The 17,087-nt window shown below is 46.5% G+C and carries 2 protein-coding genes (1 of these 2 running past the window's edge); both read right to left on the bottom strand.

Features of this window, described 5'->3' with window-relative positions; all coding sequences use genetic code 11:
- Window positions 1-1,972 carry the start of a polyketide synthase PksL gene (gene pksL, locus NSQ12_RS09495; protein ID WP_339176531.1) on the bottom strand. The gene continues 11,651 nt to the left of window position 1, outside the view, so only the first 1,972 of its 13,623 coding nucleotides appear in the window; its start codon is at window positions 1,970-1,972; the stop codon falls past the left edge of the window.
- Entirely contained in the window at window positions 1,956-17,087 is a 15,132-nt protein-coding gene (gene pksJ / locus NSQ12_RS09490) for a polyketide synthase PksJ (RefSeq protein WP_339176529.1), read from the bottom strand. The genes pksL and pksJ overlap by 17 nt, the downstream gene beginning before the upstream one ends.

The raw sequence follows: 17,087 nt of genomic DNA, 5'->3' as shown, positions 1-17,087 counted from the left end.
TGGAAAACATATCCCAGACCCCGTATGTCATATATTTATTCGGGTGCAAAGACAGGTTCACTCCGCCTGCTAACGCAACATCGCACTCACCGTGACGTATGCTTTCCAACGCCAAGTGCACTGCGGTCAAAGAGGATGAACATACCGTATCGACAGCCATACTCGGACCGTGGAAATTACAAAAGTAAGAAACACGGTTGGCGATTTGCGCATAGTTGAGCGAGAGAGGAAACACGTTTTCTGCTGATGCTTCTTCAGCTCCGACTAATGTATAATCCTTGTGCATGACACCGGCAAAAACTCCTACATGCTGCCTTTTATTTCGTCCTTTAGGCTTCGCCAACGTCTTTGGCGTATAGCCCGCATCCTCAATCGTTTCCCAGCATGTTTCTAAAAACAGCCGCTCTTGAGGGTCCATTGTCTCCACTTCTCTTGGCGTGATTCTGAAAAATTGAGGATCGAAGCAGTCGGGGTCATCAATAAATCCTCCCCATTTGGAAATGTCCTTACCCGAAGGAGATGTGATTCCTTCAAGTCGCTGCCAATCCCAGCGCGACTCAGGAATCTCGCTAACACAGTCCTTTCCCTCTTTCAGATTGTTCCAAAATTCATGAATATTGGCTGCCTTCGGATACCTGCCCGCCAAGCCGATAATCGCAATATCGCCTGCTGCCTCAATAGGTGCAGGACGAGAAGCTTCAACAGTCTTACGATCGTTTATTGTGTCGGAAACGCGTGCTCTTTCATTCTGGCCAAGGCCAAGGGAACCAGCGGCACTAAAATGCTCAGCATATTCCTCGGCAAGAAACGCTGACAGCTCCGCTATGGTGGTATGCTCAAACAGAAGAGTCGGCGAAAGACTCTCACCGATCTTATCACTGATCGTTTCTACCACCTCAAGCAAGCCCGATGAATTCAGTCCCATTTGGTAATAACCGACCTGTTTTTCAACTTGTTCTACCGGCTTATTGATTTTCTCTGCGATTAATTGACTTACGAACTGTTCAGCCCCGCTATAGGAATTAACGGGAGAAGATACCATGTCAGCAGGTTTCTCACGCTCAGCAGTGTCCGCTCTTGTCATCTGTGTCTCCTGTGCATCTTGATGTTTTCCGCTAATCAGCTCCGCTTCTCGCACCAATTTGCTTGTAAAGTTTTTCAACTCAGCCACTTTTTCTCCCGACGCATTAAAAAATTCAAGTGTTACATAAATCAGCTCTTTTTCCCGCCGGACGGAGGAGCGCTTAATTCTCGTCATGCAATCCGACTGCAAAAGTGCAGAAGCGGAAAAGGATTCATAGAACAGAGGCAAATACAGCCTCTGTTCTCCTTTAAGCAAAGATGTGAGCAAATGATTGGCACCCACCCCGCTCCCGTCTATGAGAGTCGGGTGAAACATAAAGCCTTCTGCGTGAAGCATGGCTTCCGAACCGAGAGAAAGCTCAAGAAGGACGCCATTTTCCTCTTCATAGATGCAGCCTTTTGCTTTCATATATTCGCTATGCACCAATTCCTGACGTCTGCATTGTTCATATACATCATCAAGCTGAACAACGTTCTGTGCAGATGCTTTGATTTGACTGAGATCCAGTGTTTCTTCAAATATGGCTGGGGAGTCTGCGTACATATCAGCCTTCATATAGAGCTTTTCTTCTGAAACTTCTTTCCCATCACGTTTTTCAATTCCCTTGGCTGTGATTTGCCACTTTCCTTCTTTTTTCTCCGCGCATTGGATATTCAGAACAATTACTGCATCCTGGTCCGCCGTCAATGGCTGATAGATGGATAAATTCCGCAGCTGAAGCTCTGAGCAGGAGAAGCCGTGTTCTCTGAATATCTGGTAGATTATATCGATATAAGCCAATCCCGGCAGGACATTTTGTCCGTAAACCACATGGTGATAAATAAACGGATTTTTTAACGATAATGTGAGTTGTTTCGTTATCTTTTTCACGTTAGACCTCCACCTCATAAGTATCCCATATGTTTGCCGCAGTCATTTTCGAAGTCTCCGCTTCCAGCTTTGTCTCGCCTGGCGAAAGCATTCGTTTCTTTAATTGAGGAGGCGATTTTGGACTGCGCTTGATGGCGTGTTTTTCATCTTTTTCCCACGCCTCTACGATGACATGGACATTCGTCCCCCCATCGGCAAAGCAGTTAATAGCCGCAGTAGGCTGCGAATCTGTCCATTTTTCCAGGGCTCGGCTGAACGTGATGTTCGCTTTCTGTTGATCGAAATGCGCCATCTTTTTTTCACCTGATAAAAATGGGACAAAGCGGCGCTCTTTCAGCATCAGCACAACCTTAATGAAGCTGGCGATCCCTTCAGCACATAGCGGATGCCCGATGTTCGGCTTGATTGAGCCAAGAGAAAGAGGCGTTGAGTGCCCAGAACGGTACACTGATTGGATCGCTTTTAGCTCAAGGAGATCGGTTACGATTGAACCTGATCCGTTTGCCTCAAGATAGCTGATGTCCTCTGGTTTTTTTCCGCTTTTGAAAAGCGCATCTTTCATGACTTCCTTTTGCGCCTCAAGGTTAGGTGTTGCAGGTCCCGCCGTTCTTCCGTCGTTATTGACCGAGGCCGCTTTGACGACAGCATATATGGTATCTCCGTCTTCCAGTGCCTGTTTTACCGTTTTTAACATGACCATTCCGACGCCTTCACCTAACACAACTCCGTCAGCACGCTCATCAAACACATGGAAGAATGAATGCTTGCTTAAAATGCCGCGCCGGTCAAACAGCCTGTGAGAGGCATCTGAGCTCAGCAAGCTGACACCGCCGACTATGGCGGATTGAATATCTCCGCCACGCAGCGCCTGAATGGCCATATTCATGCCGACCAAAGCTGACGAGCATGCAGTGTCAACTACAACACTCGGGCCGCGGACATCAAAAAATTGTGAAAGATTAGCCGCTAAATAATTTTGGCCGACTGTCACGATCGGATTCTTGGCATGATCAAGGCTGTCTTCATCAGGTTTGTGCTGGCTTCTGCCTCCGATATAAACACCGACGGGCTTGCCCTTTATTTCCTCAGGTGTATAACCGGCGTGATACAAGAGCTTCAGACACTCTTCCAACACGAGCAGTGCTTGCGGATCCATCGCCCTTACGTCTTCTTCGTGAAGCAAAAAGAAATCAGGATCAAAATAGCTGACGCCATCTATCACGCCGGCATAATATGGCGTCTTACAGCCCCAACGCTTTGCCGGAATCGGGCCGATTGACGAACGCCCCTCGGATAGTAACGACCAATATGACTCCAATGTCTCTGCCCCAGGGAATCGGCAAGAGAGTCCGACAACGGCAATACCTTCTGCATGAGAGTCCGGTGACAAAATCGCTGGCGCCTGAATCTGAGGTGTAAGAGCTCGATCCTTCGCAGAAACAGATGCCTCCGCCTCTATTTTGTTCTCCAAAGGTGCTGATGCATCCGATATCCTGCCTCCGAATAAAGCGGACAGCCTTTCGGAATAAGAACCGATCAGCCAATCTGCGAACCTTTGAATTGTTGGGTATTCATATAGAATCGATGGATCGAGCGCTGCCTCTAATTTGCGGTTTATACGCTGGAGCACTTGTGCCAAAATGATCGAATCCACGCCATAATCCTGAAACACCCCGTCAACCTCGAAGTCTTCACGATCTATTCTCAGCTCTTCGGTAAACAGATCAACAAGCCAGGACTGTGTTTCAGATAATAACCCATCACATTTGGAAACTTCATCGGCCTCTTCAGTGTCTCTGGCTGGCGGGCTCTGTAAAGCAGCTTCCTGCAAACCGCCCTCATGCGGTTTCCTCCTTTTCATCAGCAGTTCCGGCTCCCAGTTTGTTTGATTCGCCATCGCAGGGAGAACAACCGGTCCGAACATTTTCGATACAATTTGATCTAGAAAACGTAAGCCTTCTGAATTCGTAATGCTCAACAAGCCGCTTTCCCGATACGCTTGATTTGTCACTTCACCCATACCGGTTTCTTTCCAGTTCGGCCACTGAACACTGATGATCGGCGCATGTTTCTGATGTGCTTCTGCAAAATAATCCATATAGCTATTGGCCATCGCATAGTCAGCTTGTCCCGCCGAAAGCTCCGGAATAATGGCTGAAACAGAAGAAAATAAGACAAAAAACTGTAAAGGCTCGTTACACACATGGCGATATAAGGTTGTAAGACCTGACACCTTAGGTTCCAGCACCCGCTGAATATCATCTGAAGTTTTTCGGATAAATGCCAGCGTATCCATATCCGTCAGACCTGCACAATGAATGACACCGCCAATCGGTCCTAATGTTCGCTTGATATGTTGCAGCGTTTGCTCAACCTGAGCATCATCAGATAACGTCAGCGACAGCATCTCCACCTGTACACCCTTCGCTTCCAGCTCCCGCACTGCCTGGATTTTCTCTGCCAATGATGTGTTTGATGTCTTAAAACGCGCCCACTCCTCTCGCGGAGGAAGCTGTTCTCGTCCGGTCAGCACCAGTTTTTTCACTCCATAGCACTCTGCAAAATGACGGGCGCATAATAGTCCGATGCCTCGTGTGCCGCCTGTAATGAGAAGCACATGATCTTTCGGGAAGACCGTGCTTTGTTCCGTGGCCTTACCTGTTTCCGGATGAGCTTTTAGAAAAGCTTGGTACCGTAAACCATCTCTGTAGCAAACCTCGGCATCATGAGAATCGGAATAAAACTCATCAGCGATCAACTTCGCGAGACGGCGATGATCAGTAACCTCCTCAGCATCCATATGCCTTGATATAAGATGGCTGTACTCGCATTGGAGCATTCGATACAACCCAGCCCGTGACGCACCAGCCATCAGGACAGATGTGTTTTGAAACGATTCGAGCCCCTTCGTCACACAAAGCAGCCTGAGCCCCTCTTTATGCCCGAATTCAACCAGTCTTTGCACCCATTCAATCCAATCCAGCCGGCCCTCATCATCCTTACCGCATCCGATGACATCCACTAGGCCGTCAAACTCTTTCCAATCAATGTCTGACTGATCATTTTCTATCCGGCTCACATCTAATAAGAGATGATTCGGAAAATACGAAGACACTTCTGCTGCTAAATCTGCTGTCTCTTGATTGCTCAGGATGGCAACAGTTCTTGTCCCCGGCACTGCTGAGCCAATTGGACTCAAACTCCATTGTTTCGTCAAAAAGCATGCAGCCCGATCTTCAATCGCATTAACCAGTTCTTTTTTGTCTCTTTCTGAATGTTCCTTTGCCGGCACCCAATAGTGATTCTTCGCAAACGGATATGAAGGGAGGCTGATCAGGCGCGGTTTGGTCTCTCCGTATAATGTGTTCCACTGGATTGAGACCCCTTTGACCCATAAATCAGCAAGTTTGGCGTATTTTCTTTTTCTGATCCAAGCATCAAGTGCCAACGCCATATCTTCATCCGCTGTAAAAATAGTCTGGGTCTCTTTATTTCGATGAGACTGTCCCCGGAAAAATTCGTCTGTTTCTTCCTTACCGTCAACAAACGCCTGCAGGTTCTTTTCAAGTTCCTGCATCGTCCCCGCAACACACGCCAGACGCTCATCCATTTCTTCGCGTCCGACCTGCAGGGTGTAAGCGATGCGGTGCAACTCCTGATCTGTATATTTTTTATTGCGAATCGCCTCAAGCAATTGCGAAGCACGATCCATCAGCCTGCTTTTATTTTTAGCCGACAGCACAATTACGTTTGGCTGTTCTGTAGCCGTGTGTTCTGAATTGGCTTTTGGCATATATTCTTCAATCACAATATGCGCGTTTACTCCGCCAATCCCAAACGAACTGATTCCGGCACGGCGCGGAAGCTCGTTTCCGTCGCGATCTGTGACAGACTTCCATTCCTGTTTTTCCTGAACGATGTAAAACGGACTGTCAGTCAGCTGAAGATAAGGATTAAGCGTCTCGCAATGCAGGCTTTTCACTAACGTTTTATGCTTCATTTGCAAAAGCACTTTGATCAAACCGGAAATACCTGCTGCTAGCTCTAAATGACCGATATTGCTTTTAACTGAGCCGATGCCGCAACGGTGATCCGGAACATCCGGCTGGCTCTCGCCTCTCATATTGGATAGTTCCTTAAACGCAGCTTTCAGCCCATTTATTTCAATCGGATCGCCCAATTCCGTCCCTGTTCCATGTGCTTCGATATATGTGACAGTGCTTGGATCTATGCCTGCTTGGCGATATGCACGCACCAACAAATCAGCTTGTGCTTTCGGATTAGGCGATGTCAGGGTATTGGCTCTTCCGCCGTGATTTTCCGCTGTCCCCCGAATAACGCCGTAAATATGATTTCCGTCGCGCTCGGCATCTTCCAGCTTTTTCAACATGACCATTCCGACCCCTTCGCCTCTGACATAGCCATTCGCATCGGCGGAGAAGGTTTTACACCTGCCGTCTGTGCTGAGCATCCCCGCCTTGCTGTAGCTAATATGCGCCTCCTCGGTTAAGATCGTATTCACGCCTCCAGCGATCGCCATCTCACAATCACCGTTTTGCATCGCAGTCACAGCACGGTGAATGGCTACAAGAGAACTGGAACAAGCCGTCTCTACTGGCTCGCTCGGACCATGAATATTTAAAAAATAACTCATTCTATTCGGGCCTACCGAAGGAATCATATGACCTGTAGCAGCATGGCCTTCAATTGGAAGATTCGCTCTATGGAATAGATCTTTATAACCGGTGTTTCCCGTACCGATAAAGATACCAGTCCCTGTCCCCGAAAGGCTTTGCGGCGAGCAACCCGCATCTTCCAATGCCTTCCACACGTATGTCATTAACAAGCGCTGCTGAGGGTCTACATAATCAGCTTCTCGCGGCGAAATACCAAAAAACAACGGATCAAACTCTGCGACACCATCTATAAACCCGCCCCATTTGATGTCGGTTTTATTGACGTCAGTGTCTGGGTTTCCATAATGCTCCCGCCAATCCCATCGATCTTTTGGAACTTCTGTGATGCTGTCTTTTCCTTCTTCTAGGTTTTTCCAAAATTCGTCTATATCCATAGCGCCAGGGAATCGGCCGCTGATGCCGACAATTGCAACCGGCTCAAAATCGGCAGCCTGCTTTTTGTTTCTTTCTGCTTTTGCAATAATAGGCTGTGTAAAGCGGCGCTTTCTACGTGATGTGATTTTCGGCGCTTCAGGGGATTTTGTCTGTAACTCTTCCTGCCCCTCTGGTTTTTCTCGCTCCTGAACCAGGGTGTCACCATGTTCAACGGTCAAATACTCAGCCAGGCTGTGGATGCTTCCATATTCAAAGAAAATGGTCGGCGTTAGCTCCAACTGAAATTCTTCGTTTATCTTGTTTGTAAAGACCGTAAATGTAACGGAATCAAATCCGTATTCACTCAGCTCTGTATTGACATCAATATCTTCACTATTTACTTTTAAAATTGCACTGACCATGTTGCTTAATGATGCCTCCAGGCTGCTTAAACTGTGCACTAAGTTTGTTCTTTCATCTATGCCTTTAGCAGTAGCATCTTGATTCCATTCGCCCTGATACGCAGCAACTACATATTCAGCCAGGCTTTGGACGCTACCATATTCAAAGAAAATGGTCGGTGTTAGCTCCAACTGAAATTTTTCGTTGATCTTGTTTGTAAAGACAGTGAATGTAACTGAGTCGAATCCGTACTCACTCAGCTCTGTGTTGACATCGATATCGTCTGTGTTTACTTTCAAAATTGCGCCAACCATCTGGATTAAGGCTGCTTCCAATTTTCTAGTTTGTCCTTGATCCTGATCCGCCTTTCTCTGATCGTTCCGCTTGGCTTTCGATCCTGCGGAAAGCAGTTTTTGCTTCATTTTCTGAAGCTGTCCTTCCATCACAAAAACTTGCGGCTTATCAGATGCTATCCCTTGATAAAATGCTTTCAAGCCACTATCTGTCGGCATCGGGACCATTCCCGTCGTTTTCAGCATTCTCTTTTCATCTTCAGCGCCGACTTGCATACCGCCTTCTTCCCATAACGGCCAATTGAAGGAAATGGTGGAGCCGAATCTCTTTTTTGATGCCGCAAGAGAACGGCGGTATTCAGCAAATGCATCCATAAACGAATTGGCTGCCGCATAATCGGCTTGTCCAGCGTTTCCTAAACATCCCGAAACAGATGAGAAGAAAATGAAAAAGTACAATGGGAAATCCTTGCTGCATTCGTCTACATGTAACAACCCGCTTACTTTAGGCTGCAACACTTCTTGAAACTCTTCATTCGTTTTATGAATGATGAAGTGATCTTTAATGCTGCCTGCACCGTGAATAATTCCATTGAGAGTGCCATATCTTTCTTTGATTTCCTCAAAAAGATGACGAACCGCATGCTGATCACTTACATCAGCCTCCCGATAGACAACCTCCGCTCCGATGCTTCGAAGAGCTTCCAGTTCGTTTTCCTTATCCTCACTTAAAACAGATCGTCCCGTCAGCACAATAGTAGACCGGCCAGTTCGATTGGCAATTTCCTTTGCAAACAGAAGGCCTAAGCTTCCTGCTCCGCCTGTGATTAGATAAACACCTTCGTCTCTCCACGGCATGTGAAGCGTATCAGCTGAAGGAAGCACCATTTCCCTCCAGCCTTTCACAAAACGGTATCCAGCCTCATATCGAATCTGTTTGTCAAATGGTCTCCGGCTGTCGTCTTTCAGCTTGAGGTGAAGGTCTATCATCTCTTCAGGTTTCTCAATTTCGATGACCTGAGCAGTCAGTTTGCTGAACTCTATTTCTGCTGTTTTAAACAGACCGGAAACGCCGGCAAACAATTGCTTCTCTTTTTCCAGCGGAACAATCGCTTGAATGATGATACGGCCTGCAGAAAGCTCACGGACCTTGCTTTGCAGGAGTTCAAAAATGTTCTGCATGTAACATTGATAACGTTCAGCAATATGTCCTTCAGCTTCGTTTAGAGTAATCACACGGACATCTTTCATGTGGGAGGCAATGCTGTCTGTGACACTTCGTTCAGTTTCGAAGAGAACAATGATATGCTCCGTGTACGAAGGATCTTCGTCCTCTCGTTCTTCATTCTGTTTTTCCCACACCGGTTCAAGCATTAAGCGTTCGTGCCGTGTTGAAGGCTTTGAAGGATGAACCTCCCCTTCTAATACTCTCGTTGAGAATCCTTTGATCCTGACACATACGCTTCCACCCTCGTCAATGACATCGATATCCGCTTTCTGAACAACCCCTCCGGAGTGATCGCTGTCACTTAAGCGGGCATAAGCCCACATAGAAGAAGAACACCCTTTGATCACCTCAAGCTCCTCAAGCGCAAATGGCAAAATCAGCTTTTGATCCGTCAATTCCTGCATGATGCATATTGTTGCTGTCTGCAAGGCGGAGTCCATGATACTTGGGTGCAGCACAAACTGTTCATTCGTTCCAGAAACGATTTCTGGAAGCTGCAGCTGCGCCAAAACCTCTCTGTTTCCTATATTCACATTCTTAATTCCTTGAAAGGCCGGGCCATGGAACATTCCTCTGCTTCTGCCTTCTTCGTAAAATTGATCAGGCGACATCTTTCCTTTGCCGCAGCGGCGTGATATTTCAATGAGATCTGCGACTGGCGTTTCGGCAGCAGATGCCAGCTCCGCACTGCCTTGACTATGAATAACAGGGTCGTCCCCGTCTTCCTGTATACTGTAAATGTCAAAGGTGATTTTTCCATCTTCTTCAGGAAAGAGACTGATATCCACTTGAGCTGAATGTCTGTCAACCACAACAGGCTGAACCCAGACTGTATGATTCAATCTGATTCTGACATCTTGGCCAATTTCACTTCCTGCCGCCTGGTTTATAGCCGCGTACACCATTTCAAGGTACGCAACACCAGGAAGCACAGGCTTTCCTCTTACCACATGGTCTCTCAGGAAGAATTCGTCACCAGTGAAAACCGAACTGAATTTCTGTTCAGAAAAATCAGATGTATTCTGATGAAGCAATGGATGAATAGAGCCGATCCCTGTCTGATTTCCGGATATCTGCGCCACCGGTTTGCGGTCATCCTGCGACGGCCAGTATCGTTCCTTTGCAAATGGATAAGTCGGCAGACTCATTCTGTTTGGGCGCTCACCCTTGTAAAGCTGCATCCAATCTATATGCGCTCCCTTGCTCCACATTTCTGCAAGCTTGTTTACTTTTCCTTTGGCCATCCACTTACGTATGAGTTCAGCGCTGTCCTCATCCTCCGTCAGCCATGAAACCTCCCTGGCATTGTGCTTACTTCCTTGAAAACAGCCTTCAATCGCTGTTTTTCCATTGATAAAATCTGTGAGCCTCTGTTTTAACTCATTTACATGATCGGCAATAAAGACAACGCGATGCTCCATCGCTTCGCGCCCCACCTGAAGGGTATACGCAAAATCAGGCAGCTGGCTGTTCTCAAGCCCTCTTCTTTCCAAATAGGCCAGAATGTCTTCTGCATACTCTTGCAGCCTCTCTTTATTTTTCGCCGAGATCGGGACGATGCAGGTTCCGTCTATCTTTCTCTTATCTGAATCCCTTTTGAATTGTTCAAAAATGGCATGGGTATTTGTCCCGCCAAGCCCGAACGAGCTAAGTGCAGCCCTGTGCGTTTTGATCTCACGGCTTAACGTTTTCTTTTGATCGACAACGTAAAAAGGAGAGCTGGCTAAGTCTGTATTTGGATTCGGCTCCCTATAATTAATACTCGGTGCAAGCTCTTGATGATAAAGACTCATCACGACCTTAATGCAGCCCGCAAGACCGGCGGCTGTATCTAAATGTCCGATATTGGTTTTCACCGACCCAATGCCGCAAAATTGCGTTTTATTTGTATATTGCCTGTAAACGTTTGTTAAAGCCGCCAGCTCGATCGGGTCCCCCAGCTTCGTTCCGGTCCCGTGTGCTTCTACATAGCAGATGGATTCAGGCTGTACCTTCGTTTGATTCATGACCTGTTGGACCACGTCAGCCTGGCCTTTAACGCTTGGAGCATAAAAGCCGACTTTGTCAGCGCCGTCGTTATTTACACCAATGCCTCTCAGCAAGGCATAGATATGATCCCCGTCCTTTACTGCATCAGCTGCTTTTTTCAGCAATACAACAGCAACGCCCTCACCGCCTATCATTCCGTCAGCTGAAGCGTCAAAAGCTTTAATATGTCCATCACTCGAAAAGTTCAGCCCCGGCTGATGCACATATCCGATATTTGACTCGGTATGCAGCGTTGCACCGCCAACTAAAGCATAATCAGATTCACCCGACAGGAGGCTCTTATAGGCAGAATGCAATCCAATCAGAGATGATGAGCAGTTGGCATGAACGAAATAGCTTGGCCCTCTCAGCCCGAGCTTATGAGAAATCATTGTCGGAATCGTCCCGCTCTGTGCAAGCACCCACGAAACATAGCCGTCCGGCGTCTCCAAGCTCTCTGTTGTATCTGACGGCAGCAGCGCGCGATAAGAATTATTGCTTGCCGACATAAAAACACTGGTTTGCGGAATCTGCCTCGCAGCATAACCGGCATCTTCTATTGCTTTCCATGAATGAGTCAGCAGCATCCGAAGCTGAGGGTCCATAAATTCAGCGTCTTTAGGAGAGATTTGAAAGAAGCTTGGATCAAATCTGTCTTTCCCCTCAATTGAAGCTTTAGCAGGGACATAGTCGGCATTCTCCGCTATCTCCTTTGAAATGCCAAAGCGCTGAAGCTCTTCTTTATTGAAAAACGCTATGCTTTCCTTGCCGTCTCTGAGGTTCTCCCAAAATTCATCATGATTTTTTGCCCCTGGAAATTCACACGATATGCCAATAATCGCTACACTATCGTCATAATAGTCTGGGAGATCACTCATCTCGGTAGACTGATCTTCTATATGAGCTGCCGGGTCTGTCGGCATATGGTCACTTGCATCGCCCATTCGCTGTTCAGTGATGTACTGGCTGATATTTTTAATCGTTGAATACTCAAACAGGTCTGTGACAGAAAACTCACAGGATAGTTCATGTTTGATACGATCAGCCACAGTGACCGCGAGAAGCGAATCCCCGCCCACATCGAAAAATCCGTCATCCCATTCAATGTCACTCGTTTTCAGCACTTCCTGCCAAATGGTAAAAACAGTATCCTGAATGTTCTTAGGAGAGGTCTGCCTTTGCTTTAGCTGCTCCCCTGATAAATCGATATTCTTAAGGCTGTTTCTATCTATCTTTCCGTTCGGAGTTAACGGCATATGATCAAGCTGAATAAAATAAGAAGGCACCATATAGGCAGGCAAAGCGTTTTTCACAAAATGACGCAGCTCTCTCGCTGTGAGAGAAGCATTTGCATGTTTAGCTGTATAATAGGCAGCTAGGTTATCCATATCTGCGACCACAACGCATTCCAGAATGCCGGGATGCTCACTAAGCCTGCTTTCAATATCACCAAGTTCAATACGGAATCCGCGGATTTTTACTTGATTATCGATGCGGCCTATATATTCAATTCGCCCTCCCGTAAGCCAGCGGGCCATGTCTCCCGTTCTATAAAGCTTAGACCCAGGCTCAAAAGGGTTGTCAATGAATCTCGAATCCGTTAATTCTTCCTTTTTGTAGTAGCCCTTCGCCACACCGTCTCCTGCAATGCACAGCTCACCCGGGACACCTGCCGGCACTGGCGCGAGCTGAGAATCCGTAATATAGATTTGTGTATTGGCGATTGGCCTTCCTATCGTGGCATGAGAGCATTCATCGTTAATGCGCTGAACCGCTGACCAGATAGTTGTTTCGGTTGGCCCGAACATATTCCAGGCTTCGCTGCCCGTATCTAAGAAATATCGTTTTAATGTCTCAGGCAATGCTTCGCCACCGCATAAAATTTTCACGCTCTCTTCATTTTCCCAGCCTGAATAAAAGAGCATCTTCCACGTAGCGGGGGTTGCCTGCATCACTGTCGGTTTGATCGTGCGGATGTCCCGTTTCAGTTTTTCAACGTCTTTTGTATGCTCCGTTTGACAAATATAGCAGTGTGCGCCCTTTATTAAAGGCAAAAATAATTCCAGAGCTGCAATATCAAAACAGTAGGTTGTGACAGCAAGCATTTTATCCTCTGCCGTAAGACCTGGTGTTTCCCCCATCGAAACGAGAAAGTTTGTCAAAGCTTTATGCGGTATCATGACACCTTTTGGCTTTCCTGTGCTGCCGGATGTATAAATGACATATGCCAAGTTCTCTTGCGTGACAGTGCGTGTAAGCACTTTTCGATCAGAGGCTGTTTGAGCAATTTCATCCCAATCTTGATCTAAAAGAGCTGTTGTGACACCGTTCCAACTCAACGTATTTACTAATTCCGATGTCGTCAGTGTAATGAAAACTTCACTGTCCTCAAGCATGTATTCTAATCGTTCAGCCGGATAGGACGGGTCTAGCGGCACATAGGCTCCCCCAGCCTTGAGGATCGCTAATAAACCCACTAGCATGTCCAGCGATCGATCCACATAGATCCCCGCCAGACGGTCAGGACCCACTCCATGCGCCTGCAAATAAATGGCCAGCTGTGTGCTTTTCTCATCAAGCTCCCGATACGTCAATGTTTGACCTTCATAGCTGACAGCCGCTCTATCAGGCGTCTTTTTCGCCTGCTGCTCAAACAACTCATGAAAAGTTATATATGGATACGTTTTTCCTGTGGCGTTCCATGTTTTGAGAATCATCTGCTTCTCTGCCTCAGGTAATAAAGAATACTCTCTTAAAGGCTGAGAAGGATTCAACATCGCCTGCTCTGTTACATAAACAAAATGGTCGAACATGGCGGATATAGAAGCCGCATCAAACAGCCCAGTATTGTACTTGATGTTCAGCTCCATTTTTTCTTCTGTTTCCCACAGTTCAAATACTAATTCGTATTCGCCCTCTTGGTGAATATACTCAACGAAATCGACAGAAAAGAAGTCAGCATAGCGGCTCAGCAAGCTTTGATAGCTTCCGGATTGAAGAAAATTCTGATAGAAAAAAGCGGTTTGAAATACCGGTGAACCTGCTTGACTGCGAGGAATATTCAGATCCCTCACCATTTTTGGAAAAGGATATGCTGCATGATCAAGCCCATCCAATATCGTTAATTGCAATTTTGATATAAAGCTAGAAAAAGTGTCTGCCGGGTTCAGCTCACTCCGAATCGGGAGCATATTGAGAAAATGTCCAATGGCATCATCAAATCTTTCTTCCGGCCTCACCATGGCCGGCATGCCGACGATCTGTTCCTTTTGGCCGGTGTAACGGCCAAGCAGCATCATATAGCAGCTTAAGAATACCGTCGTGACATTTACAGAATGCTCTTTCGCAAACGTTCTGACCTGATTCATGAAGCCGCTGGACAGCCGCCTGGTGTATGTATCCTCTCTAAACTCAGAATCGACTGAACTTGCGCTGACATTAGGCAGCTGAAGATTCGGCAAAGTTCCCGATAGCTGTTTCTGCCAATATGTACGGTGCTTCACACCGTCTTTGCCGGCAAGCATGTTTTTCTCCCATGCCGCAAAATCATGATAAATGGCAGGAGAAACAGCTTTTTCCGGCTGCTGTCCTTTTAAAAGAAGCTGATAGGTATCAAACAGACTGCGTATAAATGTGACAGACGAAACTCCGTCAAAAATCAAATGGTGAATGACAACTAATAAAAAATGCTCTTGTTCAGATCTGGAAAAGCTCATGACACGCACTAACGGGCTGTTTTCCTTTACATACGGTTCCTTTACTTTCTTTCTAAGAAAAGCAGGAATATCAGACTCTTTCATACTTGAGATGTTTTCTGTCTTGATTTCAATTGAAAGTGCTGGCTCATTTTTAAGAAATGGCACTCCGTCTTTCTCTTGGATGACGTGCTTTAAGATTGGGTGCTGATTCAATACAAGGCCGAAAGCCTGCTGTAATGTTTCAAGGTGAAGCCCTGACGAAAATTTAAAACAGAGAGGTACGTGATATGCACTTTTTTCGGGTGACATTTTTTGCAATGTCCATAATCCTTTTTGAACCTCAGAGAGAGGCTGAAAAGTTGCCTGACTCCTTTCCGGTTCGGTTTTATATGTGTCCGTGCCCTTTTTGTCAGCAGACGAGCTGCTGAGGTCTTCATGTTCTGATAGATAGCTGGCTAAGCGTTCAATTGTAGGATATTGATGTATCTCTCTGGCTGTTAGTTTGATATGGTAGTTTTTCTCGATCGATCGAATGAGCTTCATCATCTTAATAGAATTCACACCAAGACTTTGGATATTTGCATTTGGCTCCACCCAATCGCGGGAAACATGCAGCTCCTCAGTCAAACAGGTGAGCAGATGCTCCTGTATTTCTTCCCTTACTCTTTTCACATGGTCTGCTTGCTGCATCTCCTCATCCTGGACCGCATCGTTCATCCGATTGGGTTTATGTAGCAAGTGGTCGAACTCTCCATTTTCAAATGAAGTTTTTAGCTGGGTGCGCTGGATCTTTCCAATAGCCGTTTTTGGAATCTCTTCTTTTTGTACAGGCAGCAAATATTCCGGGGTGACTCCGATCACCTGTGAGACATGGGATTGTATGTTTCTAAGAAGCTGAGACATCTGCTCATCATTTAATTTTGCGGAAGTAACAAAGAAGATAGCCAGCTGATCTGTTGAATTCTGGCCCAGACGGACAGCGCAAGCAGCAGTATAAGAAGTTTCAATTTCAGATAATTCTTCAACTGCAGACTCAATTGCATGACTGTAATAATTAATGCCGTTAATGATAATTGCATCTTTCGTACGACCTGTTATGGTTAAGCGCCCGTTTCGCAAAAAGCCAAGATCTCCGGTTTCAAACCAGCCGTCCTCTGTAAACACACTCTCATTCAAATCAGGCCGCTGGTAATAACCGCTAGTAACAGAAAGACCCGAGACTTGAAAACGGCCGATCTCGCCCTCTTCAACCAATTCATTATGGTCATTCACAATTCTCATAGAGAAGCCGGGGATTGGAGAGCCTATTTCAACAAAATGATCATCATCACTTGTTCCAGCCCGGGTAAATTCATGAGAAAAAATAACGCCCGATGAAGTTTCGGACATTCCCCATGCAGGTCGGATGGCGTCAGCAGGCAGTCCATGTGGTTCTAAAAGCTCAAGTATTCTGCGCCCTACCTTGGCTACCATTGCTTCACCGCCATTGAGCATGTATCGCATTGAAGACAGATCCCATTTCCTATCTTTTATTTCTTCTGCAAAATCAGTAACCAGGCCAAACGCAAAATTCGGCGCCCACGTAACAGAAGCTCGGTAATGATCAATCCAATCCAGCCATTTCAACGGCTCCATTAAGATTGTTTCGCTTGAGACGTTAATTTCCTGACAGCCAAGATAAACATCCCGCAAATGCAGCATTCCGATCCCTCCGACATGGTCAAACGGCATCCAGTTAAACGTAATATCCTCTCTGGTGAAGCCTTGCATTTGAATAATCCCTTTCACCATGCTCATAATGTTACGATGATTAAGCATAACTGCTTTGGGCGTTCCCGTACTGCCTGAAGTCAGCAATAAAAGCGCTAAGTCTTCAGGACTGGATTGATGCCAATCTGTGTCCGCTTCAGCGCTGAGCAGATCCTCTACAGCAATTGCCCTGAACCCTTCAAGCTCTTGTTCTTTTGCCCAATCGAGCATTTCCTGGTGCATCCCTCGGTCCGTAATCACCGCTGGCTTGTCAAGAAGCGTCCATGCGTCTTTCAGCTTTTGAGTGCCGCTGCTCGATTCAGCATACGTTGGCGGAACGGCTAATGGAGCCGGAACAACCCCTGTTAACACACACCCCCAGAACGCAGGGAGAAGCTGTGAATTGTCACCAAGCTGCAAAATCACGCTTTGTTTTGCTTTCAGGCCTGATTGGCGAAGCCCCTTCGCAATGCGCAATCCATCATCCCATAATCGTCTGTATGATTGGTAAACTTCAGTTCCATCCGGCTGCAAATAAATGATTCCCTTTGTATCCCCAAGCTCCGCCGCCGTTCTGTATAAAACTTCAGGTATTGTTGCCGGCTGCTTTTCAGATATATGTAAAGGCTCACCATGACTGACAGAAGGATTAGCTAATATGCGGATATTATCATTATTTCTCAT

This window comes from Bacillus sp. PS95 (genome assembly GCF_037963565.1).
Classification (GTDB): Bacteria; Bacillota; Bacilli; order Bacillales; family Bacillaceae; genus Bacillus; species Bacillus subtilis.
The sequence above is the reverse complement of the archived record's forward strand: the minus strand, read 5'-3'. Positions and strand labels throughout refer to the sequence as shown.